The organism is Nocardia sp. NPDC057440 (assembly GCF_042802915.1).
Classification (GTDB): domain Bacteria; phylum Actinomycetota; class Actinomycetes; order Mycobacteriales; family Mycobacteriaceae; genus Nocardia.
Map to the genome: position 1 here is coordinate 617,883 of NZ_JBHVDF010000001.1, position 22,138 is coordinate 640,020.

The 22,138-nt window shown below is 68.4% G+C and carries 20 protein-coding genes; 10 read left to right on the forward strand and 10 right to left on the reverse strand.

Going from position 1 to position 22,138, the window contains the following annotated elements:
- Window positions 1–42: 42 nt before the first annotated feature.
- Entirely contained in the window at window positions 43–3,225 is a 3,183-nt protein-coding gene (locus tag ACFU4Z_RS02615) for a sacsin N-terminal ATP-binding-like domain-containing protein (protein WP_379059164.1), read from the reverse strand.
- A 41-nt stretch (window positions 3,226–3,266) separates the two neighbouring features.
- The gene (locus tag ACFU4Z_RS02620; protein ID WP_379059166.1) at window positions 3,267–4,508 is read right to left on the reverse strand and encodes a DUF3027 domain-containing protein; all 1,242 of its coding nucleotides are present in this window, start codon (window positions 4,506–4,508) and stop codon (window positions 3,267–3,269) included.
- Between the two features lie 17 nt (window positions 4,509–4,525).
- Between ACFU4Z_RS02620 and ACFU4Z_RS02625 the strand changes: the two genes are divergently transcribed.
- The 3 genes from ACFU4Z_RS02625 (at window position 4,526) to ACFU4Z_RS02635 (ending at window position 8,063) form a co-directional block, all read left to right on the forward strand.
- The gene (locus tag ACFU4Z_RS02625) at window positions 4,526–5,299 is read left to right on the forward strand and encodes a glutaminyl-peptide cyclotransferase (protein WP_379059168.1); all 774 of its coding nucleotides are present in this window, start codon (window positions 4,526–4,528) and stop codon (window positions 5,297–5,299) included.
- Between the two features lie 175 nt (window positions 5,300–5,474).
- Complete coding sequence (locus ACFU4Z_RS02630; protein ID WP_379059170.1) at window positions 5,475–7,325, forward strand: MFS transporter; 1,851 nt, start codon at window positions 5,475–5,477, stop codon at window positions 7,323–7,325.
- A gap of 147 nt (window positions 7,326–7,472) precedes the next feature.
- Window positions 7,473–8,063 carry a DUF2771 domain-containing protein gene (locus ACFU4Z_RS02635; protein ID WP_379059172.1) on the forward strand — a complete coding sequence of 197 codons (591 nt, stop codon included), beginning with the start codon at window positions 7,473–7,475 and terminating at the stop codon, window positions 8,061–8,063.
- A gap of 89 nt (window positions 8,064–8,152) precedes the next feature.
- Here ACFU4Z_RS02635 and ACFU4Z_RS02640 read toward each other — a convergent pair whose 3' ends face one another.
- A complete protein-coding gene (locus ACFU4Z_RS02640) occupies window positions 8,153–8,578 on the reverse strand; it encodes a cold-shock protein (RefSeq protein ID WP_379059309.1) in 426 nt (141 codons plus the stop codon).
- A 200-nt stretch (window positions 8,579–8,778) separates the two neighbouring features.
- On the opposite strand from ACFU4Z_RS02640, the gene ACFU4Z_RS02645 reads away from it, so the two are divergent.
- Together ACFU4Z_RS02645 and ACFU4Z_RS02650 are read left to right on the forward strand one after the other, a co-directional pair.
- Window positions 8,779–9,021 carry a hypothetical protein gene (locus tag ACFU4Z_RS02645; protein ID WP_379059174.1) on the forward strand — a complete coding sequence of 81 codons (243 nt, stop codon included), beginning with the start codon at window positions 8,779–8,781 and terminating at the stop codon, window positions 9,019–9,021.
- 371 nt (window positions 9,022–9,392) lie between these two features.
- Window positions 9,393–10,028 carry a resuscitation-promoting factor Rpf1 domain-containing protein gene (locus tag ACFU4Z_RS02650; RefSeq protein WP_379059176.1) on the forward strand — a complete coding sequence of 212 codons (636 nt, stop codon included), beginning with the start codon at window positions 9,393–9,395 and terminating at the stop codon, window positions 10,026–10,028.
- 89 nt (window positions 10,029–10,117) lie between these two features.
- Here the strand turns inward: ACFU4Z_RS02650 and ACFU4Z_RS02655 are convergent, their stop codons facing one another.
- A complete protein-coding gene (locus ACFU4Z_RS02655) occupies window positions 10,118–10,306 on the reverse strand; it encodes a hypothetical protein (protein ID WP_379059178.1) in 189 nt (62 codons plus the stop codon).
- Window positions 10,307–10,413: 107 nt separating this feature from the next.
- Between ACFU4Z_RS02655 and ACFU4Z_RS02660 the strand changes: the two genes are divergently transcribed.
- Window positions 10,414–12,711 (forward strand): helicase-associated domain-containing protein, encoded by a 2,298-nt coding sequence (locus tag ACFU4Z_RS02660; protein ID WP_379059179.1) that lies wholly within the window; start codon window positions 10,414–10,416, stop codon window positions 12,709–12,711.
- A gap of 16 nt (window positions 12,712–12,727) precedes the next feature.
- Here ACFU4Z_RS02660 and ACFU4Z_RS02665 read toward each other — a convergent pair whose 3' ends face one another.
- Window positions 12,728–13,255 (reverse strand): hypothetical protein, encoded by a 528-nt coding sequence (locus ACFU4Z_RS02665; protein WP_379059180.1) that lies wholly within the window; start codon window positions 13,253–13,255, stop codon window positions 12,728–12,730.
- A gap of 314 nt (window positions 13,256–13,569) precedes the next feature.
- On the opposite strand from ACFU4Z_RS02665, the gene ACFU4Z_RS02670 reads away from it, so the two are divergent.
- Entirely contained in the window at window positions 13,570–14,394 is an 825-nt protein-coding gene (locus ACFU4Z_RS02670; RefSeq protein ID WP_379059181.1) for a hypothetical protein, read from the forward strand.
- A gap of 7 nt (window positions 14,395–14,401) precedes the next feature.
- Here the strand turns inward: ACFU4Z_RS02670 and ACFU4Z_RS02675 are convergent, their stop codons facing one another.
- The 4 genes from ACFU4Z_RS02675 to ACFU4Z_RS02690 all read right to left on the reverse strand — a co-directional run bounded on the left by ACFU4Z_RS02675 (window position 14,402) and on the right by ACFU4Z_RS02690 (window position 18,928).
- Window positions 14,402–15,796: a M1 family metallopeptidase gene (locus ACFU4Z_RS02675; protein ID WP_379059183.1), complete on the reverse strand. Its 1,395-nt coding sequence runs from the start codon at window positions 15,794–15,796 to the stop codon at window positions 14,402–14,404.
- A gap of 71 nt (window positions 15,797–15,867) precedes the next feature.
- On the reverse strand, window positions 15,868–16,506 hold the full coding sequence (locus tag ACFU4Z_RS02680; RefSeq protein ID WP_379059184.1) for a LysE family translocator: 639 nt from the start codon (window positions 16,504–16,506) through the stop codon (window positions 15,868–15,870).
- 53 nt (window positions 16,507–16,559) lie between these two features.
- Entirely contained in the window at window positions 16,560–17,228 is a 669-nt protein-coding gene (locus tag ACFU4Z_RS02685) for a DUF3239 domain-containing protein (protein ID WP_379059186.1), read from the reverse strand.
- Window positions 17,229–17,269: 41 nt separating this feature from the next.
- A complete protein-coding gene (locus ACFU4Z_RS02690) occupies window positions 17,270–18,928 on the reverse strand; it encodes a DNA repair helicase XPB (protein WP_379059187.1) in 1,659 nt (552 codons plus the stop codon).
- A 138-nt stretch (window positions 18,929–19,066) separates the two neighbouring features.
- Between ACFU4Z_RS02690 and ACFU4Z_RS02695 the strand changes: the two genes are divergently transcribed.
- Together ACFU4Z_RS02695 and ACFU4Z_RS02700 are read left to right on the forward strand one after the other, a co-directional pair.
- Window positions 19,067–19,711, forward strand: coding sequence for a LysE family translocator (locus ACFU4Z_RS02695; RefSeq protein ID WP_379059188.1), 645 nt, complete (start codon window positions 19,067–19,069; stop codon window positions 19,709–19,711).
- 109 nt (window positions 19,712–19,820) lie between these two features.
- A complete protein-coding gene (locus tag ACFU4Z_RS02700) occupies window positions 19,821–20,507 on the forward strand; it encodes a trimeric intracellular cation channel family protein (RefSeq protein WP_379059189.1) in 687 nt (228 codons plus the stop codon).
- A gap of 10 nt (window positions 20,508–20,517) precedes the next feature.
- On the opposite strand, the gene ACFU4Z_RS02705 is transcribed toward ACFU4Z_RS02700, so the two are convergent.
- On the reverse strand, window positions 20,518–21,696 hold the full coding sequence (locus tag ACFU4Z_RS02705; protein ID WP_379059190.1) for a pyridoxal phosphate-dependent aminotransferase: 1,179 nt from the start codon (window positions 21,694–21,696) through the stop codon (window positions 20,518–20,520).
- Window positions 21,697–21,868: 172 nt separating this feature from the next.
- Here ACFU4Z_RS02705 and ACFU4Z_RS02710 point away from each other — a divergent pair, with 172 nt between their 5' ends.
- Window positions 21,869–22,105, forward strand: coding sequence for a hypothetical protein (locus ACFU4Z_RS02710; protein ID WP_379059191.1), 237 nt, complete (start codon window positions 21,869–21,871; stop codon window positions 22,103–22,105).
- Window positions 22,106–22,138 lie beyond the last annotated feature (33 nt).

Consider the following 22,138-nt stretch of genomic DNA (forward strand, 5'->3'; position numbering starts at 1 on the left):
GATATCCCGCCCGCGGCGAGCTACGGTCCGACCGACGAACAATCAGTCCCGCGCTTGCGGCATGCGCACATGCGTGGTTGTGCCCTCCCGCCACCACGGAACGGCGACCGTGGCGGTCGCGGCGCCGCGCAGACGTATCCGAAGGTCGTCGTGCACCACCAGCTCGCCTTGCTGCGGTGCGAGTGTGAAGAGTTGGCGCAGAACCACACCGAGCGGTTCGGCCGACCACGTTGTCCGGCGGCCGGCGCCGAGCACTTCGGCGGTGACGGCCTCGGAGACAAGCGGCAGATCGAGCAAGGTCGCCAAGGCACGGGCCGTATCGACATCGCCGACGACAAGGCTTTGCGGCGGCAGGGCGAGGCCGAACCACGGCTGGTCGAGCACGAACGCCGCGCTGGGGTCGACCACCGCGCCGGACAATGCGCGCACGCGATCGGGCAAATCGAGGTCGGCCAGGTCGAGACGGCCTGCCGCCACCGCAGCGGCCAATCGTGCGTGGGTCCGCGAAATAACTTCGGGTGCAGGAGTTTTCGCCGGATCAGCGAGGGCCGCCAGGAGGGCGGCGGCCAGATCCGGGGTGATGGCGTCGGGGTCGGCCAGGACTGCGCGCAAGGCGTCGATGTCCTGGGGGCGGAGGCCGGGAGCGGCGAATTCGGTGAGCAGGCCGGTGAATTCGGTGTCGGCGGGGTGCCGGAGCAATCCGAGCACCGTGCCATCCACGCGGGCGTGCCTGCGCAGCCACCATGCGGTGTAGCCGTCGGGATCGGCGAGCAGCCGTCGGGTGCGATCACCGGAAGCCAACTGCCGCAGCGCCTGCGGCCAGGCGGTCTCGGCCACCAGGTCCAGGTCGCGGACGGCGGCCAGCTCCGGCGGATCCTCCGGCAGGCCCGACCACCAGTGTTCCTCGTCGTCCAGATGATGGTCTGGGCCGGTCGGATCCGCCTCGACGACAATGCTGAAGTCCCAGCCGACGCCGACAGCTCGCAGCGCCTCCGCGCCGTAGCCCTCGACCAGATCCTCGGCCGCGGTCCCGAACGGCGAATCCTCGATCAACAACTCACGCAGTGGAGCACCCGGCAGCAGCAGCTCATCGGCGGGCAGCAATTCCCCTGAGCTATCCGGCAATTCGAGCAACCCGAGCCAGGAAGGCAAGGCGAGCGGATCGGCAGTGACCGCGAGCCGAAGCACCGCGTCCGCGGTATCCGGATCGCCGGGCTGATCCTCCAGCTCGGCGCGCAGCCCCGGATCACTCAGCAAGTCCTCGGCGGTGGCGGTACGCGCTCCCAACCGAGCCAGCAGTGGATGCGCCGCCTCCGGATGCACGAGCCGCGCCCAGTGCACCGGAATGGGGTCGGCGAGCCGATCGTCCAAAACCACTGTGCGCGGCCCGGTCACGAGCCGCCCATCGGCCAGCGGCACCGCAAGCGCCCCCAACTCCTCGGCGGCCAGCGGATCGACGACAAACGGCTCCAGCGCCGCATACAGCGAACACCACCACTGCGGCGACCGCTCCAACCCACCCGACAACTCGGCGAGCCGAGCCAGCCCCAATCGATGCACATCCAGCACACCGAGCGCCTCACTGTGCGCACGCCCGGACAACTCCGGAATCACCAACGGCCCGACCACATCATCGATCAGCCCGGCCAGCTCCGCCGTGAGCCCGGCGAACACGCTCGCCCGAGTCGGCACAGCCGTCCCCACCGCGGGCCCCGACAGTGCCCGGCCCCCCGCAATTCCCAGGCCCTCGGCGACAGCAGCGCCCTCATCGAGCAATCCTGGACTCACTGGTGATGCCACGTCGTCTCGGCCGCCAGCAGCCGAACCAGACACCTCGGCGGGGCTTGCCACACCCGCCGACACACGATCGGACGCCGACACTTCCCCGCCCAACGGCGAATCCACGCCGCCTCGGCCACCTGTCGTGGCACCAGCGCGATCGACGGCGCTCAGCGACGCGGCGGTCGGGGGCGTGTCGTCGGCCGACTCCGGTGCAGCACTGAATTCTTCGTCGGCCGAGGCAGCACCGGGGCGGGGCGGGGCACTGTCAACGGCGGACTCGAGTCGAGTGGCGGCGCTTTCCGAGAAGGGCTCGGCCCACAGCGAATCCACGTCACCGATGGCGGCCGAGGGCGCATCGGAGAGGCCGGTTACCACCGGGAGCCAGGGGTGGGTCTGGAGTTCGCGGATCAGTGCTTCGCGGAGCAGGGCGTCGGGCTCGCTGCGTGCGAAGCCGGGTACCGGAACCAGGATGAGGCGGTCACGGAGCGGGAGGGCACCGGCGAAATCGCTGTATCCCGTTGCCAGTTCGGTGACATGGGCGCCGGGGAGCAGGCGGCGGCGGTCTGGCTGCATGGGGATGTCGGCGATCAGGAGCGCCGGTAGCGACAGCTCCTCGTCGGATCGGGTGGGGGCTCGGAGGACATCCGGGGTAGTGGTCACCGGTCGGCCGTCGCGAACCGGAAGCAGCCAGCGGGCGCGGCGAGTCCGGTACTCCCACCAGATCTGGTCGCGGTCCTGGCCGGCGATGCGCAGCTCACGCAAGCCGGTCCGCTCCGGGTCGGTGGCGCCGAGATCCGTGATCGTGGCGGTCAGCTCATCATCACCGATTCGGATGCTGTGCAGGGCGGGCAGTTCCAGCAGCAGGTCGACGGCTTCGGCGCGCATCCCGGCGAGCAGCGCATCGTGATCGATATCGTCGCGCAGGCGCAGCACCACTTCGGTGTCGCCGTCGGTGGGGGCGGCGGGGCTCGGCCAGGCGAGACGCAGCACCGGCGGGGCGAAATCGCCGCCCGTGTCCGGCACGTCGATTGCGTTGTCGCGCAATGCGTTCCAGGTGTTCTCGCGCGAGAAGCGCAGCGAGCCCGTGGTCGAGCGCACCTCGATGTCCTCGCTCACCGACAGCACCGCGGTGAAGCCGACGCCGAACCGGCCGACACTTGCGGCCGGATTCGCCTTCGCGGAGGCGCGCAGTGCGGTCAGCGCGTGCACACCGGAAATATCCAGTGGCGCACCGCTATTCGAGATGCACAGGGTGTGCCCGTCGAACCGGACGACCAGGCGGCCCGGCACGCCCGCCTTCGCCGCGGCATCGGCGGCATTCTGCGCCAACTCCGTCAGCAGTCGATCCCGATACCCCGCCCGCACCAGGTCCGCCTCGGTGGCGGCATCCTCGCGCAGCCGGGTCGGCGAATCGCGCCACGCGGCGAGGACCGCGCCGCGCAACGCCGAGGTGCCGAACGGATCGGACGCCTCGGCCGCGGCGATCAGCTCCGTGCCGATGATTCGGGCCCCGGCCGTTCGACACCCGGCTCATCCGCGTTACCCGCGGCCTCGACAGGCTCCACGCTCAGCGACTGCTCCGCAGTCGAATCCGAAGCGGCGCTCGAAGCCGGCTCGCCGCTGGATTCCGCCTCGGCAGCAGCAGTCGAGCCAGCCGGAACAGCCTCGGACTCGGTCACCGTGCTCGGCCCAGCCACGACACCACCAGCCAAGTCGGCACTCGACGCCGCCTCGGCAGTCGGCTCGACCTCGGCAGGCGCCGGGACGGCAGCATCCGACCCGCCCACCGTGCTCGGCCCAGCCGGAACATCACCCGCCGCGCCCACAGTCGAATCGACCTCGGCACCGGCCGAATCGATCGCTGTGTCGGATTCCGCCGCGGTTGCGGCTGTGATGGCGCTCGAATCGGCCTCAGTAGTCGATGGCTCGGTATCCGTCGCGGCTGTGGACTGCGCCGACTCCGATGTCGGCGTGCGTGGGGCATCCGAGGTGATCACGTCGAACGCCGCGTCGTCGTAGGCCTCGTAGAGCGGAGAGCCGCCGCCGGTGGGGACGACGGTGTCGGAGTGCGCGCCGCAGCCGTATTCGACGTGCACCACTCGGCCGTCGGCGCCCATCGCATTGCCACACACGCCGAAGGCGGCGCGCATGGCGCCTGCCAGTGGCAGGTAGAAGCCGCAGAGGCCGCAGGTGGACGGGGCCGCCTTGGCCATCTCGGTGTCGGGGCCGAACTCGGCGTACCAGCGCTCGGCCGCGTCCTCCCGGCCCTCGAGGCTCAGCACCCTGGGGCGGCCGAGGCCGATGTCGCGGGCGACCTCGTCGACGGCTGGGTCGCCGTTGGCGACGTACCCCGGCACCAGCCGGGGGTCGTTGGACAGCGGAGCGAGCAGATCGCCCGGCGCCAGATCGCCGGGCCGAACCCGCTGCTCCCACGGCACGAAATCGGGCGCGACCAATGCGTCCGGGCCGGGCAGCAAGGCCGACTCGCTGACCGTGGCGTAGGTCGCACCGGGTGCGGCCGCGACGACGACGGCCCACTGCCAGCCGCGGTAGCCGGGCAGGGTGGCTTCGAAGCGGTGCGTCGCCGCACTCTCGTCCTCCGCGGTCACCCCCAAATGCGCGCCGACCCCGGCGGGCTCCAACTCCACGAGCGCTCGACGGGCCACGTCGACGGCATCGGCCAGGATCGGCCACACGCCGGACTCCGAAACAGAAACTGCGCTCACGGCCTACATTTTGCCGTATGGAGCGCAATCGGCGTTCGTTGGCCGTCACAGTACTGGTCAGCTTGCTCGCATCGACCGGCTGCGGGAGCGCAGACGACCAACCGCAACGGATGAAATTCGAGGTCATCGGCACCCGTCCGCACGATCCGTCGGCGTTCACCCAGGGCCTCGACATCGACGGCAACGTGCTCTACGAAGGCACGGGCAAGCCGGGCGCGTCGAATATCCGCGCGACCGATCTGACCACCGGGGCCGAACTGGCGCGCGTCGATCTGCCCGCACCGTACTTCGGCGAGGGCGTGACGCCGGCCGGGAGCATCCTCTGGCAGATCACCTGGAAGGACCGGGTCGCCTTCGCCAGAGACCCGCGGACACTGGCCGAACGCGGCCGCGTCGCCTACGACGGCGAGGGCTGGGGCATCTGCACCCGCGCGGGCAGGCTGGTGATGAGCGACGGCACCGGCACACTCACCTTTCGCGACCCGGTCACCTTCGCGCCGACCGGCACTGTCACCCTCACCGGCCGCCGCAACACACACCTGAACGAACTCGATTGCGCCGCCGACGGTTCGGTGTACGCCAACGACTACCCCACCGACACGATCCTGCGCATCGATCCCGACACCGGCCGGGTACTCGCCGATATCGATGCCAGCGGCCTGCTCGCACCCACCGCCCGCGCCTCCACCGGCGTGCTCAACGGAATCGCCCACATCCCCGGCACCGACCGCTTCCTGCTCACCGGCAAGTATTGGCCGACCATGTTCGAGGTCCGATTTGTGCCCGCCTGAACACGGCGGGCTCCCAATCATGTTGCCACGCAACGACTGGTTTCGTGAGTACGCGGGCGACGCGCCGGGGACGCCAGGAAATCCGCCGAGCATTGGGCCGCCTGCCCGGCAACACACTTCCCACACCGGACGTCCGGCCTGAGACGCGAAGAGACGGATGAGTCAGAATTGATGCGTGAATACTCCCCGCGATCCCTCCGGCCCTGACCATGGTCCGCGGGAAGGTGAGGAGGCCCCGCCGATACAACGGCACCCCGGTTTCGACCGATATCCGCCGCCCAACGCACCTTCGCCGCGGCGGCCGCTGCCGCCGCTCGACCCCGAGCACGGCCGCCGTCAACCGCCACCCGCGGGGCGGCCGCCCGAATTCGACACCCGGCGACTACCCGAAACCCGGCCCGAACCGGCCGACCCCGCGGAGTCCGACACCCGCCGCATGCCGAGTTCGCACGATCGATCCGCCCCCGACATGCGCAAACAACCGCCGCAGCCACCAGAACCCGGCGAGTACGCCGAGCCGGCGGAGAACAACGCCGCGAACGAGCCCGGCGAGCAACGCCAACCCCGCAAGCTAACCGTCACCAGGGTCGCCGCGATGCGCGGCCAAGAGCTGACCATGCGCGGTATCGCCTCCTTCCAGCGCGCGGCGAAGGCCGACGGCGCGGACAAGTCGGGCCTCACCGCGCTGACCTACGCCACGATGGCGAACTTCGCCCTCGACGCCGCCATCGCGGTCGCCCTTGCCAACACGCTGTTCTTCGCAAGCGCGAGCGCGGAGAGCAAGTCGAAGGTCGCGCTGTACCTGCTGATCACCATCGCGCCGTTCGCGGTGATCGCACCGCTCATCGGACCGCTGCTCGACCGCCTGCAGCGCGGCCGCAGGCTCGCGCTCGCCACCTCGTTCGCTCTGCGCGCAGTGGTGACTGTGGCGCTGATCGTGGCCTTCGACACCTGGGCGCTCTATCCGCTCGCCCTGTGCATGATGGTCGGAAGCAAATCGTTCTCGGTGCTCAAGAGCGCGGTGACGCCACGCGTGCTGCCGCCGGATATCGATCTGGTGCGCACCAACTCTCGGCTCACCGTCTTCGGTCTGGTCGGCGGCACCATCGGCGCGGGCGCTATCGCCGCACTCGCCGCCGCGATAGCGAGCTCAACGGGCGCACTGATTTTCGCCACCGCGATCGCCGTCGCGGGCGCCTATCTGAGCCTGCGCATTCCGCGCTGGGTCGAAGTCACCGAGGGCGAGGTCCCCGCGACTCTCAGCTACCACGCCAACACCGAAGTGCTCGATCCGGCCAAGGAAGCCACCGTCCCGCCGCGCAAGCGCAGGCAGCCGCTCGGCCGATCGGTCGTCACCGGGCTGTGGGGCAACAGCGCCATCCGCGTGCTGACCGGATTCCTGACCTTCTATGTCGCCTTCGTCGCCAAGGCGACCGAGCACGGTGGCGTCCAGCAGGCGGCCATGCTCGGTGTGGTCGGCGTCGCCGCGGCCATCGGCAACTTCACCGGCAACGCCACCGGCGCTCGCCTCAAACTCGGCAAGCCCTCCCTGATCGTGGTCGGCTGCACCGCGGCGTGCACCCTCATCGCGCTGTTCGCGGTGTTCGCGAACAACCTGCTCGGCGCGGCGGCGGCGACACTGGTCGCGGCCGGGGCGAGCGCGCTGGCGAAGGTCTCGCTCGACGCCTCGATCCAGGACGACCTGCCGCCGGAGTCGATCGCCTCCGGCTTCGGCCGGTCGGAGACCGTGCTGCAGCTCAGCTGGGTGGTCGGCGGCGCGGCCGGTGTGCTGCTGCCGACCGACTATTGGAAGGGTTTCGCGGTGGTGTCGGCGATACTCGTCGTCGGACTGGTCCAGACCTTCGTCAGCTTTCGAGGTCACTCCCTGCTACCAGGTCTGGGCGGCAACCGGCCACAGCATGCCGAGCAGGAAATTGCACACGCTCGGCCGCATGCTCCCGAGGCAGGCAGGCAACGCGGTGGCGACACCCAACGCATCCAACGAGGGATAGGAGATCCCATCTAGTGAGCGAGCGCAGCGAGCCCACAAACACAGCGGCCCCGTTCACGACGGAGCCGAGCGTCAGCGAGGCACAATCGTGAACGAGCGCAGCGAGCTAGCCACGAACACAGCTCCGCTCAGAACGGAGCCCTACGCCGGCGAGGCGCAGTCGTGAGCAAGCCAGGGACCCGCACCCTCATCGCGCTCGGCACAGCCGCCGCACTGGTGTTCGTCGTCGCCTTCGTCGGCGTCCTCGCGGTACTGATCCGCAACGCCCCCGAGAGCGAGCCGGAGATCACCGCCTACGCGCACGGCACCGCCATCACGGTGCGGCCGTACGGCTATTGCACACCACTGATGCAGGACTGCCGAATCCTGCCGGAGCGCGGCGGCAACGCTGACGTGGGCTCGATCTTCTCCCGACTGCCTTGTGGTGAGTCGACGCCGGATTGCCAGACCGGCAAGACATTCCACCTGGAGGTGCCCGCGGGGTATCCGCTGCAGATGTCGCTGCCCACGAAGATCGCGGATGCGCCGTGGATCGCCCGACTGGTCTACGCGCTGCCCAACGGCGACACAGTGGACCGGATCGTCAGCCGCAACGACTACCCCAAGGGTGCGCTCAACCTGACCATCGACTCGAAGCCGGAGCCGGACCTGCGCCTGATCGGCGTCGAGATGCAACTGCCCATCCTCGCCAAAGACGAGACGGGCCAAGAGTTCTACCTCCCGCACGCCGCCTGGTCGATCAGCACCGCGTAGGAACCCTACGCGGGACCCCCTGTGCCATCACCGGTTTCGCGAGGTGGCCGACTCGCCGGGCGCATTCGCGGCCCGGCGAGCCGGCCCGCTCAGTGATCCAGCTCGCGCGCGACAGCGCGGACGACCTCGGAAATGCGTTGCGCGGTCTTGCGATCCGGGTACTTGCCCTTGCGCAGGTCCGGCTGCACCTTGGCCTCGAGCAGGGTGATCATGTCCTCGACCATCCCGTGCAGTTCGTCCGGCGTGTGCTTACGGACGACAGGCTCCCGGTGTGCGCCACGCTCGCGCTCCTGGCCCTGACGGACCGACGGCGGCGCCTCGAGCACCTTCAGGCTCAGCGCCTGCGGCCCGCGACGGCCTGCGGCCATGCCGAATTCGACACGCTGGCCAGGCTTGAGCGATTCGATGCCCTCGGGCAGCGCTGAGGAACGAACGTAGACGTCCTCACCCTCGTCCTGGGAAAGGAAGCCGAAGCCCTTTTCGACGTCGTACCACTTAACCCTGCCGGTCGGCACTGCCATCACCCGTTCGTCATCGAAACTCGGCCCCCATCGGGCCGAGCACACCCGTCTGCCCGGGACCCACCGCGCGAAACATCGCGAGAGAGGTCCTGTCAGTTTGCGAAAAGAACGCGCCCCACAGCATGCAGGACGCGATAGGCATCGAGTCTACCCCGGTGCCAATAACGCAAGCACATCAGTTTTACGGTCTTCGAGTGACGAACCCTTCCGCGCCACCGCCTCCGAGCGGGTCTCCGCGCCGCTCGAGCGATCGGCTGTTGCACCTCGCACTCGGCCTTTTCGCGATCGGCTTGCTGGCGATTGTCGCGATATTTCTGACGCCGATACTCAGCGATGCCGCGCCGGGGCTCTGGCTATACCTGATCGCCATGCTCGCGCCGCTCGGATTCCTGGTCGGCGTGGGGTACGCGCTGTGGTCCGGTCGCCGTTCCCGCTGACGCGAACCCGGTTACCCGAGCCGATCGTTACCGAATCATCAGTGTGATCCTCGTCACATAACGGGGAGGTCACGGAGTGGTGACGGCCCTCTATCGGCCGGTTCGCACCACTTCCCAGCTGCGCGAAAGCATTGGGGGACATACCGAGACCGCACCGAGACCCATCCGCACACGCCGGTTACCAAATAGTGATTTTTCGCGGCGATCGTCGTACCGTCTTACCCAGCCGGGACACCCGGCAACCACCGGCCCGCCGCACCAAGCCTCACCCCGCGGGTACCGGACCCCGACGGAAGTAGGGGTGAGGGCGGACGGACGACCTCTCAGTCCGGGCCACTTGCAGGTGCGTAGGAGAGGCAGAAGAACCCGATATGAGTGGACGCCATCGCAAGCCAACCTCCACCGGGCGCACTGTTGCCAAGGTCGCCGTCACCGGCGCCATCATCGGCACCGCGGGTGTAGCCCTTGCCGGCAACGCCGCCGCGGCGCCGGACTCCGACTGGGATCGCCTCGCGCAGTGCGAGGCAGGCGGCAACTGGGGTATCAACACCGGCAACGGTTTCCAGGGCGGGTTGCAGTTCTCGCCGAGCACCTGGAACGCGCACGGAGGCGACGAGTACGCCGCGACCGCTAACCAGGCCAGCCGCGAACAGCAGATCGTTGTCGCCGAGAAGGTCCTCGCCACCCAAGGCTGGGGCGCTTGGCCCTCCTGCTCGTCCAACCTCGGACTGAGCAGCGCACCCACCGTGCGCACCGCACCGAAGTCGCCGGACGCCGCGCCGCGCTGGCAGCCCGCCGAGCAGACCCCGCTCGAGGTGCAGCCGGCAGACAGCTCGCAGCAGGTCTTCTCCGCGGTCGACCGCGCCGTCGCCGTTGTTCAGGCGCAGGGTGTGCAGATCCCGCAGGAAGCCCTCGATTTCCTGAGTGGCGCCAAGGCGAGCAACATGAAGCTCGATGCGAACGTCGTCAACTTCTTCGAAGCCAACAAGGGACTCCTCCCCTCCTGAGCTTCGGCCACAATCTCATTCACGAAAAAGGTCCCCGCATCAACGAAGATGCGGGGGCCTTTTCGTGTCCGCGGGCTTTCCGCCCATGATCAGCGGTTGATCACCGTGTTCGGGTGCATGTACGGCAGCTGATCGGCCGGCACCGGAAACTCGGCGTCCTCACCGTAGGGCGAGAGACCACCGGAACGAGCCGACGAGAGCTCGGTTACCGCATGGTCACCGTCGGCCACCTTGGGCCAGCCATTGTCGACGTAGGGTTTCTTCGATTTGTTCACCACCGGCCCATGCTAACCCGCCGCTATAGGTCCGAGGCCATACAGGTGGGGTGCCGAAACGCGTACTCCTGCCCCGGCGAGCAACTGCGCTGCACCGTAGGCTGGACTCGATGACCGCGACCGACTCCTTGGCCGGATGGCTCGGCGCCCGCAGCGATGCCCAGCTCGTGGCCTTGCTCGAACTCCGGCCCGATCTGGCCGTGCCACTGCCCTCATCGATGGCGGTGCTCGCCGCGCGCGCCGAACAACGTGCGTCGGTGCTGCGCGCCACCGACGATCTGACCACCCTCGAGTTCGCGATCGTGGAAACTCTTGCCGTACACGGCGTCACCCGCTCCGATCGGGCCGCCACCCCGCTATCGCGCGGCGCACTGCACGTGCAGCTGAGCGAACGCGTGAGCGCGGCCGCACTCGATACCGCGCTGGAGCGATTGACCGACCGAGCGCTGGTCTGGACCGACGGCGAGGACCTGCGTCTGGTGCCCGCGGCCGCCGAGGCGCTGCCGTGGCCCATCGGCAGCACCACCGAGGTCCCGGATGCGCTCACCGAGCCCGAGGTGATTGCCGCCCTCGCGCAGATCGCACCCGCCGAACGGGCACTGCTGGACAAACTGGCCACCACCGGCCCGCGCGGGCGCAGCAGGGACGCGGCGCCCGGCACACCGGCCGACCGCCCGATCCAGCAGTTGCTGACGCGCAGACTGCTGCACTGGATCGACGAGGAGACGGTCGAACTGCCGGTCACCGTCGGCCAGGTGCTGCGGCGCGAACCGGTGACGCACCCGCATGCCCTCACCCCGCCGCAGCCGCGGCTGAGCAAACTGGCTCCCGCGGACATCAACGCGGTCGCGGCGGGCGAAGTGGGAGAGTTGTTGCGGCACTGCGCGGACGTGCTGGAAGCGCTCGGCCAGGCGCCGGCGCCGGCATTGCGGGCGGGCGGGCTCGGGGTGCGGGAGTTGCGTCGCATCGCCAAACAGACCGGAGTCGACGAAGCCCGCGCCGGGTTGCTCGTCGAACTGCTCGCGGCGGCGAAGCTGGTCGAGAAGGGCCTACCGGATCCGCCGCCGGAATTCGATTCCACCGATGACTTCTGGGCGCCGACGCCCGCCGCCGACAGCTGGCGCGAGGCCCCACTCGCCCGACGCTGGGTCACCCTCGCGCTGGCCTGGCTCGACCTGGACCGGATGCCGTGGATGATCGGGATGCGCGACGCCAACGACAAGCCGCTGGCGGCGCTGGCGATCGAGCTGCGCACCCCGCACGCGCCCCGCGATCGGCGCGCGATGCTGAACCTGCTCGGCGAGTATCCCTCCGGCACCGCGCTGGACCCCGCCGACATCGGCAGGATCATGGCGTGGCGGCAACCGCGCTGGCGCAGGCACTTTCGCTCGGAGGCGGTCGAGAACACGCTGTTGGAAGCGGCGGCGCTCGGCTTCGCCGGCCGTGGCGCCCTCGGCTCACCGGCCAGGGCGCTCTTGCACGGCGCACCGACCGGCGCCGCCGACGCCGAGGCCGCCATGGAGTCGGCGTTGCCTGCCCCCGTCGATCACGTACTGGTGCAGGCCGATCTGACGGTCATCGCACCCGGTCCGCTGACAGCGGACCTACAGCAGCAGATCGCGTTGGTGGCCGACGTCGAATCGGCGGGCGCGGCAACCGTGTACCGGATCGGCGAGACCTCGGTGCGGCGCGCGCTGGACGCCGGTATGACGGCGGCCGAACTGCACGCACTGTTCACGTTGCACTCCCGCACGCCGATTCCGCAGGCGCTGACCTATCTGATCGACGATGTGGCCAGGCGGCACGGGCAGCTGCGGGCCGGGATGGCGCAGTCGTTCGTGCGCAGCGACGACCCTGCGCTCCTCGCGCAGGTCCTTGCCGCACCCGTGGCGACCGCGCTGGCGCTGCGGGCGATCGCCCCCACCGTCGCGATTGCCCAGGCTCCGCTGGGCGAGCTGCTCGAGCAGTTACGAGCGGCCGGATTCGCGCCCGCGGGCGAGGATTCGGCGGGCACCATCGTCGATCTGCGGCCACGCGGCGCACGCATCACGATTAGGCCCAATGCGCGCCAGCCCTATCGGCCGACACCACCGAGCACCGAACAGCTGGCATTGCTTGTTGCCGAACTGCGCGCGGGCGAGCGAGCCGCGAGCGCCCGCAACGGGCAGGCGGTGCGTACCGACGGCACCCGGACCAGTACCGCCGCGACCCTCGCGCTGTTGCAGTTGGCGGCGCGGGTGCGGCGGTCGGTCAATATCGGCTATGTCGATGCTTCGGGGGTCGCGACCCAGCGCGTTGTCGAGCCGTTGAAAGTAGGCAACGGCCAGCTCGATGCGCTGGACCCGGTCACCGGCGCGGTCCGGCACTTCACCTTGCACCGGATCGCATCGGTCGCCCTACTGGAATAAGCGGTTCGGCGTCAGCTCAGGCCTTCGGCTTGCCGAGGCAGAAAGTCGTCTTGGGATCGGAGACGGTAAGGAATTGCTCCGAATCCGCGCCACAAAGCAATTCGTCGACCTGCCCGTCGATCCGCTGGATCACCCGGAAAGTGGCCTCGGTGGACGTGCAATCCGCGAACTGGTATCCGGTGAGTTTGTTGTCGATGTAGCAGCTGCCCTGCTTGAAATTCGGCGCGAGGCACAGGAACGCGGTGGTGCCGCCGTTCAAGGTCTCCTCGTAGGAGGTGTAGTCCTCCGAGCAATCGGTCTTGGAGTCGTAGGTCTGCACGATCTTGTACACGGCCTTCTCCGACGAGCAAGCGACCGGCTCGGTCTTGGAGTCGACGGCCGAGCCTTTGATGACGTTGAGGCAGTCACCGACCTTGGCTTTCGCCGTATCGGACTTACTCGCGTCTTTGATTGCCGAACAACCGGTCACCGCGACCGCGAGCGCGGCCACCGCCAGGAGGGCAAGCACGATTCGTGCCAGCAGCCTCGTTCCTGGGATCTTCACCTGAAACCTCTCTCACCGAACGCGTTCACGGCAGTCGTGAACGCGGTGAGGATACCCTCACGGTCGCCGGAACCGCATCTGCACTTCGGACGATCTTCGGTGTGCCCGGCCTACGGGCAGAGGTCGTCAGCGCATTCCGAGGCTGTACATTCCCAACATCGAGTAGCCGAGGATGGACGGCAGCAGGCGGCCGAGGAGCTGAATCCCAAAATAGTCCACTATCAATGCCTTTCGCAGTTCGCCCACGCGGTGGGCGGTCAAGCAATCCGAGCTCTGTGTCGCTCGAAGAGGCTGGATCGTTACGCTTGGAAAGTATGACCCTCGCAGAGGTTGCCGTCGACTTATACGGACTCGTCCCAGGTGAGTTCGTGGCGGCCAGGGCCGATCGCATCAAAGCGGCCAGGGAGGCGGGCGATAAAGACCTCGCCGCGGCCATCGGCAAGTTGCGCAGACCGACGGTCACGGCGTGGACGGTGAACCTGCTGGTGCGCGCGGTTCCGGCGGAGGTCGACGCGCTGCTGCGGCTCGGCGCAGCGCTGCGCACCGCGCAGCGGGAGTTGTCCGCCGACCAGCTGCGCAGCCTCACCGCGCAGCGTCAGCAGGTGGTGCACTCCCTCGCCGAACGGGCCGGGGCGCTAGCCGCCGACCACGGTCATCCGGTCGGCGCGGGGGTGCTACGCGAGGTGGGTCAGACGTTGACCGCGGCGCTCGCCGATGCCGACGTCGCCGAACAGGTCCGCACCGGAACCCTGGCGGCCTCCGCGACCTACGAGGGCTTCGGCCCGGCAGGCCCGGCACTCGCCGCGGTCGCCGACACCCCCACGACACCCGGGCCCGCCGACACCGGCCCCGCGGACACCGCACGCCAGGAACTCGACGAAGCGCTCGACGCACTCGAATCCGCGCTCGCGGCAAGGGATTCAGCGCAGTCGGCCAGTGCTGAAGCGGCAAATCGACTGACCGAGAGCAAATCTCGCCTCGTCGCGCTCCGCGAGGAACTGGCCCATGCCGAACAGCAGAAGCAGTTCGCCCGCACCGCGGATCGAGCCGCGCAGGATCAATTGCGTTCGGCGCAAAAGCAACTCGACCGCGCCGAACGCTGGGTGGACAAGGCCCGCGAGCGAGTCGACACCGAGTGACGCGCTGTCAGCCGCGTAGCGATCCCGGGAAGAGGTACTCATCGGCGGGCACCGCCGCCTGGTCGAGCCAGGAGCCGAAGAACCCGGTCAGATCGGTCCTGGATTTCGACTGCACGAAAGTGCGGAAGTCCGGCATGGAGGCATTGCCGTAGGCATGGGCGATATTGAATTCCCGGACCGCGGCGAAGAATATGTCGTCGCCGAGCTGTTTACGCAGTGCGTGCAGGAAGAGCGGGCCGCGGTAGTAGACGGAGGTGAATTCGTATCCGACCCCAGGATTCGCCAACGGAATGTCCCAGAACTTCTGTACGTCACGGTATTTCTCAATAGTGTCGCGGTAATCGGCGTCGACGTCGGCGCCTTCGATTCGCTCCGGCCACAGATAATCGGCGGTGTAACTGGCGAAGCATTCGTTCAGGCAAATGTCGGACCATTGCCGCACCGATACCGAATCGCCCCACCACTGATGGGTGATTTCGTGCACCACGGTTTGCAAATCGGTCCACGGCGCGTAAATCGGCCTGGTCTGGGTTTCCAGCGAGAACTCCAGCTCGCCGTCGACATAGATGCCACCTGCCGCCTCGAACGGGTAAGGACCGTACAGCGATTCGACGAAGTCCAGGATCTCGGGCAACCGCTGTTCGTTCGCCCTGCTGTCCTGCGCGTCCGGGGCGAAGGCGCTGAGCAACGGCGTGCCGTTGGCGCGACGCTGCTCGAGGTAGGTGAATCGATCAATGGCGACGGTGGTCAGATAGCCGAGCACCGGCTGAGGTGACTCCCAGGTAACCGTCCGCTCCCCGCCGGTGACCACGTTCTGTGTCCGTACGCCGTTGGACACCACCTCCCATTCCGCGGGGACGGTCGCGTGCAGCGCAAAGGTGGCCTTGTCCAGCGGCGTGTCGTTGAGCGGGTACCAGGTGGCCGCCGCATGCGGTTCACCCGCGACGAAGGCGGCACCGCCCGGCGCGAGGGTCCAGCCCTCCCCTGCGGCGTCCTCGGCGGGGCCCGCGTAGTCGACTGTCACGGTGAACGGCAGGCCGGGCAGCAGCGGCAGCAGCGGTGTCACGGTCAGCTCGTGCTCGCCGTTGCGGTCGAAGGCGGCGGGCAGGTTGTTCACCGACACCATCCGCACGTCGGGACCATCGAAGTCGAGGTTGAACGCCCGCAGCGGCTGCGTGGCGGTCGCGTCGATCCGGGTTGTCGCGGTGAGCTGCGAGTTCGACGGGTCGTAGTCGAGAGTGACGTCGTAGTGGCGGGCGTCGTAGCCGCCGTTGCCGTCCAGCGGGTAGTACGGATCGTCGAGACCGGGTGCACCGATCAGCGGGTCCGCGTTCGCGGGCGCCGCGGCGACGGCGACGAGCGCACCGGCCAACGCGGCACACAACCTGCCGGACAACCTCACTCGACCACCACCCCTTTCCGCCACCCCTGCGTCCCGCCACCGCGTACCGACCTCGGTGGATGGTAGTCGCCTCAGTCGGCGGCGCCGGTCAGCGCCACCGACGCGCCGAGACCGAAGATCATCATGCCGCCCGCGCCGCCGACTGCCTCCAGCCGCCGCGGCGACCGGGCGAACCATGAGCGCGCCGAGGCCGCGAGCATGCCCCAGGCACTGTCGGAGACCAACGCGATCGCAAGGAAGATGGTGCCGAGGATCAGGAACTGCAACGGCATCGCGCCCGCCTCCGGGTCGGCGAACTGCGGGAGCACCGCCGAGAAGAAGACGATCGACTTCGGATTGGTCAACCCGACCAGCACACCCTGCCGGAAGACCCTGGTGTCGGACGACGCGTCGACCCGCGCACCCAATGCCTCCCGCAACGCCTTGCGCTGCCGGAACGCCTGGACCCCCAGGTACATCAGATACAGCGCGCCGACGACCTTCACCACGGCGAGCGCGAGCGCGGAGGTCGCGACGAGGGCGCCGAGGCCGACGGCGACGAGCAGCAATGCGACGAAAACTCCCGCCGAGTGCCCGAGCACCGAGACGAGGGCGGCCCTGCGGCCGAGCGCGAGCGCCCGACCGATCGTGAACAGGACGCCGGGCCCGGGAATGATGATGATCAGCAGCGATGCGGCACAGAACGCCAGCAGATGAGTTGTGGGCACCATCTTCCGAGTCTAGGCGTCCGTGCAACCCGAATTACGGAACATCACAGGTCAACTCATGCGCCGAGATCGTCGGGCAATTGGTGCGGGTCGAGCAGCAGGCGCTTGGCCGGGGCGCGGCGCACCTTATCGGCGAGCGCGAGATTGTCAGTGAGCAGGCGCCATTCGACCTCGCTGATCGCGGCGCGGGCCCGTTCGATGACCTCGCTGTCGCGAGTACCCCACGCGATCGGCATGGCGCTGACCGACTGCCACCGCTCGCCGACCTGCCGTGGCGCGCGATCGGTGCGCACCGCGACCGACGGCACCCGCTCACCCGCGCGCTTCGCATGACCGGGCAGGTCGCGAACCTTCCTGATCACCAGGGCGTAGACCGGATCGGTCGCCTCCGACTTCGACACGTCGACCAGCGCGAGCAGCACCACCCCGCTGGGGTGCGTCTCGGAGACCACCGCGGGGACGAGTTCGCCATCGGCGTACAGCTTGTCGATGCCCTCCCTGCGCGGCGTCCACAGCGCTACCCAGAGTGCGGTCACGGCTCCGAGCGCGAAGGCGACGGCAAGCAGATAGGCCCACGGATGATTCAGCCAGATCAGGTAGGCGGTGGCCGTCGCGGCGATGATCGCGGCCGCGATGGCCATAGTGCGCAGTCGACGCAGGTCGGCGAAGACCTCGTTGACCGCATGGGCATGCCCGCGGTCGACCGCGAATTCGAAGCGTCGCACGTCCTCATTCCTAACACACGTTTCGGAGATTTCGCCTCCGCTTAACCGATGGCCGGCCCCAGCAAGTCGTCGGCATCCGTAATGCGATAGGCGTACCCCTGTTCGGCGAGAAAACGCTGGCGATGCGCGGCGTATTCGGCGTCCAGCGTGTCACGCGCGACGACCGAGTAGAAGTGGGCCTGACCACCGTCCTGTTTCGGTCGCAGCAGTCGGCCGAGCCGCTGGGCCTCTTCCTGGCGCGAGCCGAATGTTCCCGAAACCTGCACCGCGACTGATGCTTCCGGCAGATCAATGGAGAAATTCGCGACCTTGCTCACCACGAGAACCGGGATGTCGCCGCGCCGGAATGCCTCGAAGAGCTCTTCACGCTCTTTGGTTTTCGTCGATCCCTGAATCACCGGCGCGTTCAATGCGACGCCCAATTCGTCGAGCTGATCCAAGTACGCGCCGATCACCAATGTCGGCGCGTCCTTGTGATTGGCCAGGATCGACTCCACCACAGCAATTTTCGTGCGCGCGGTCGAGCACAGCTTGTAGCGCTCCTCCGGCTCCGCGGTGGCATAGGACATCCGCTCGGCGTCGGTCAGCGTCACCCTGACCTCGACGCAGTCGGCCGGGGCGATCCAGCCCTGCGCTTCGATGTCCTTCCAGGGTGCGTCGTAGCGCTTCGGACCGATCAGCGAGAACACGTCGCCCTCGCGACCGTCCTCGCGCACCAGGGTCGCGGTCAGGCCGAGCCTGCGGCGCGACTGCAGGTCAGCGGTCATCCGGAAGACCGGTGCGGGCAGCAGGTGCACCTCGTCGTAGATGACCAGGCCCCAATCGCGGCTGTCGAACAGCTCGAGATGCTTGTACTCGCCCTTGGTACGGCGAGTGATCACCTGATAGGTCGCGATGGTGACCGGCCTGACCTCCTTGCGTTCACCGGAGTACTCGCCGATCTCCTCCTCGGTCAGCGAGGTCCGCGCGAGCAGTTCCCTGCGCCACTGCCTGCCTGCCACGGTGTTGGTGACGAGGATCAGTGTTGTCGCCTTCGCTTTGGCCATCGCCGCAGCGCCGACCATCGTCTTGCCCGCGCCACAGGGCAGCACCACGACACCGGAGCCGCCGGCCCAGAACGAATCGGCTGCCATCTCCTGGTAGTCACGCAGGTGCCAGGCGCCGCCGGTGTAGTCCAGGTCGATCTGATGGGCCTCGCCGTCGACATAGCCGGCCAGATCCTCCGCGGGCCAGCCGATCTTCAGCAGCATTTGCTTGATCCGCCCGCGCTCCGACGGATGCACCACCACCGTGTCGTCGTCGAGGCGGGCGCCGAGCATCGGCGCGATCTTCTTGTGCCGCAGCACTTCCTCGAGCACCGCCCGATCCAGGCTGATCAGGACCAGCCCGTGTGCCGGGTGTTTCACCAGTTGCAACCGCCCGTACCTGGCCATGGTGTCGACAATGTCCACCAGCAGCGGCTGCGGCACCGCATATCGCGAGAAACTGACGAGCGCGTCCACCACCTGCTCGGCATCGTGCCCAGCGGCCCGCGCGTTCCACAGCGCCAACGGCGTCACCCGGTAGGTGTGCACGTGCTCCGGCGCCCGCTCCAACTCCGCGAACGGCGCGATGGACTGCCGCGCCGCATCGGCCGACTCGTGGTCGACTTCCAGCAGCAGCGTCTTGTCACTCTGAACGATCAGCGGACCGTCGGTCACGGTGCCTCCTAGTTTGGCTCCGGACCATTCTCCCTGAACCCACCGACAGCCCGGCGGGCGGAACGGTCCGGGTCACATGTCCAGCGGCAGGCAACTGGACCGAGACGAGCGCCGGGTCCATCGGCGACGATCGGAAGCATGATCGAGACGGCAGCGATTATCGGCGTGGCGGCGGCGGCGCTCGGCATGGTGCTCACTCCGGGCCCGAACATGATGTATCTGGTCTCCCGCACAGTCTCGCAGGGACGCCGGGCCGGATTGGTGTCGCTGAGCGGGGTGGCAGCCGGTTTCGCGGTGTACCTGGCGGCCGCGACCGCGGGTATCACCGCGGTGTTCGCGGTGGTCCCCGGGTTGTACCTGGCGGTGAAGGTGGCGGGCGCGGGCTACCTCCTGTGGCTGGCCTGGCAGGCGCTGCGCCCCGGCGGCGCCTCGGTGTTCGCACCGACGGCACTGCCCGCCGATCCGACGCGGCGACTGTTCGCCATGGGCATGGTCACCAATCTGCTCAACCCCAAGATCGCGATCATGTACATGGCATTGATTCCCCAGTTCGTGGTGCCCGGCCACGGACACGTGTGGCGGCAGAGTCTGTGCCTCGGCATGGTGCAGATCACGGTGGCGCTGGCGGTGAACTGCCTGATCGTGCTCGGCGCGGGCGGCATCTCGACCTTCCTGGCCGGCAGGCCGCTGTGGCTGCGCGCGCAGCGCTACGTGATGGGCTCGATGCTCGGCACGATCGCGGTGTTGCTGGCGACCGACCGCACCCGGCCGACCCCGGTCTGATCGCGCCGGTTGCCCCATCCGGCACCGGTAACCAGGGTGTCGCGGAACTCACAGCTCCCCCGTCGTGCAAACCTGCTCGAGCAGAGTGCACTCGGAAGGGAACGGATTCATGGGCGCCGAACTCGACATCATGGCGACACAGTTCGACTCGGCGGTCAATGCCGCACAGCGGATCGGCGAGCTGCTCGGCGTGATCGCCTTCGCGACCTCCGGTGCGCTGCTCGCGGTACGCAAGAACCTCGACATCTTCGGCATGGCGGTGCTGGCCTGCAGCACCGCGCTCGGTGGCGGTGTCATCCGCGACCTGCTCATCGGACGCACGCCGCCCTCGGCATTCACCGACCTGACCTACCTCAGCGCATCGCTGCTGACCGCGCTCGTCCTGTTCTTCCGGCACCCGACAAGCCGACTGACCCGCGGCCCGCTCGAGATCGCCGACGCGATCGGGCTCGGGCTGTTCTGCGTCACCGGCACCGTCGTCGCCTACTCCCAAGGCACCGGCGCCCCGACCGCGGCGCTGCTCGGCATGGTCACCGCCATCGGTGGTGGCGTGATCAGGGACGTGCTCTGCGGGCAGGTGCCGAGCGTGCTGCGCCCGGATCAGGAGCTGTACGCGGTGCCCGCTCTTTTCGGCGCGGCGACCACAGCGGTGCTACTGCATTTCGACGCCTACCGGGCCTGGACGGGTTTCCTCGCGGCACTGATCGCCATTGCGGTCCGGTTGCTCGCGCGCCGCTACCGGTGGCGCGCGCCGCTGGCCAGGCACACCATGCGCCCGGACGGAACTTTGCGCTGACGACCGCGCCTCAGCTCACGCGCACGCCCGCCCGCAGCCGCCGGACACCCTCGTCCAGTATCTCGTCGCGTTTGCAGAAGGTGAAGCGCACCAGCCGTTGCCACGCCTCGGTGTCATCGGCGAACACGCTGACCGGCACCGCGGCGACGCCGATCCGCTCCGGCAGCTCCCGGCAGAAGGCGAGCCCGTCGGAGGCTCCCATCGGGGTGATGTCGGCGCAGACGAAATAGCCGCCCGCACTGGCCTTCACCTCGAACCCGGTGTCCGCGAGCGCCGCCGAGAGCCGGAGTCGCTTGTCCGACAAGGCGTCTCGCAGACCAGCCACCCAGCCGAGTTCGTTGTTCAGCGCGTGCGCGACAGCGGGCTGGAACGGACCACCGGCCACAAACGTCATGAACTGCTTGGCGGCGAGCACGCCATCGATGAGATTCGCCGGACCGCACGCCCAGCCGGTCTTCCAGCCGGTGACGCTGAAAGTCTTTGCCGCGCTGGATACCACAATGGTGCGCTCGGCCATCCCGGGCAGCGTGGCGATGCTGATGTGCTCGGCGCCGTCGTAGACGAGGTGTTCGTACACCTCGTCGGTGAGCACCAGCAGGTCGTGCGCACAGGCGAGATCGGCGATCGCCGTCAGATCGGCGCGGCCGAGAATGGTTCCGGTCGGGTTGTGGGGCGAATTCACCACCAGCATCCGGGTGGCGGGCGTGATGGCGGCGCGCAGGCTGTCCAGGTCGAGGACGAAACGGTCGCCGTCGGGCACCAGCCGAGCCGTCCGCCGCGTCGCACCGGCCAAGGCCACCGCGGCCGCGTAGGAGTCGTAATAGGGCTCGATCAGCACGACTTCCTGGCCCGGCTCGACCAGGCCGAGCATCGCGGCGCTGATCGCCTCGGTCGCGCCGACGGTGACCAGCACCTGGGTGTCCGGGTCGTAGTCGGTGCCGTAGCGGCGGGCGCGATCGTCGGCGACGGCGCGACGCAGCACCGGCATGCCGCGCCCCGGCGGGTACTGATTGAGGCCGTCGGCGATGGCCCGCCGCGCGACCTCGAGCATCCCGGCCGGGCCGTCGGTATCGGGAAAGCCCTGGCCGAGATTGACCGCATCGTGGCGGATGGCGAGTTCGGTCATCTCGGCGAAGATCGTCGAGGCGAAGGGGCGCAAGCGGGCGACGGTGGCGGGACGCGTGGGCATATCCGGAGAGTAGCCCAGCGGTCGCTATCGTTGCCATTAGATAGCGAATGGCTATGTTTCACTTCTAATTTGGGCGCTCTACCTGCATGGTTGTGCGTTGTCCTGACGACGGCTAGCCTCGCCGTGTTCTACCTCACATATCGCCGCACGGCGAATCTCGAAAGGGGCGATTATGGCCTCGTACCTCGACCTATTACTGCATCCGGCCGCGTCGGAGGTCGCCGGATCAGTTCTGGGTCTGCTTCGCAACATCGCGCATCTGCTGATCGGAGACTCGTTCCTGGGCTCCTCGACGCCCGACCTCGGGCTCGGATCATCGACCGGCAGCGGCGGCCTCGGGTCCTCCACCGGCAACTGGTTCAACGGTTCGTCGACGGGAAACTGGTTCAACGGTTCGTCGACGCCGTGACCATCGGGCGATAAGACAAGTGACGCCAGGCCA

What these genes read in the sequence shown, in the direction of transcription:
- ACFU4Z_RS02695 (WP_379059188.1), top strand. Translation starts at nt 19,067, where the DNA reads ATGATCGAGACGGCAGCGATTATCGGCGTGGCGGCGGCGGCGCTCGGC.
- ACFU4Z_RS02650 (WP_379059176.1), top strand. Translation starts at nt 9,393, where the DNA reads ATGAGTGGACGCCATCGCAAGCCAACCTCCACCGGGCGCACTGTTGCC.
- ACFU4Z_RS02625 (WP_379059168.1), top strand. Translation starts at nt 4,526, where the DNA reads ATGGAGCGCAATCGGCGTTCGTTGGCCGTCACAGTACTGGTCAGCTTG.
- ACFU4Z_RS02710 (WP_379059191.1), top strand. Translation starts at nt 21,869, where the DNA reads ATGGCCTCGTACCTCGACCTATTACTGCATCCGGCCGCGTCGGAGGTC.
- ACFU4Z_RS02670 (WP_379059181.1), top strand. Translation starts at nt 13,570, where the DNA reads ATGACCCTCGCAGAGGTTGCCGTCGACTTATACGGACTCGTCCCAGGT.
- ACFU4Z_RS02660 (WP_379059179.1), top strand. Translation starts at nt 10,414, where the DNA reads ATGACCGCGACCGACTCCTTGGCCGGATGGCTCGGCGCCCGCAGCGAT.
- ACFU4Z_RS02705 (WP_379059190.1), bottom strand. Translation starts at nt 21,696, where the DNA reads ATGCCCACGCGTCCCGCCACCGTCGCCCGCTTGCGCCCCTTCGCCTCG.
- ACFU4Z_RS02680 (WP_379059184.1), bottom strand. Translation starts at nt 16,506, where the DNA reads ATGGTGCCCACAACTCATCTGCTGGCGTTCTGTGCCGCATCGCTGCTG.
- ACFU4Z_RS02700 (WP_379059189.1), top strand. Translation starts at nt 19,821, where the DNA reads ATGGGCGCCGAACTCGACATCATGGCGACACAGTTCGACTCGGCGGTC.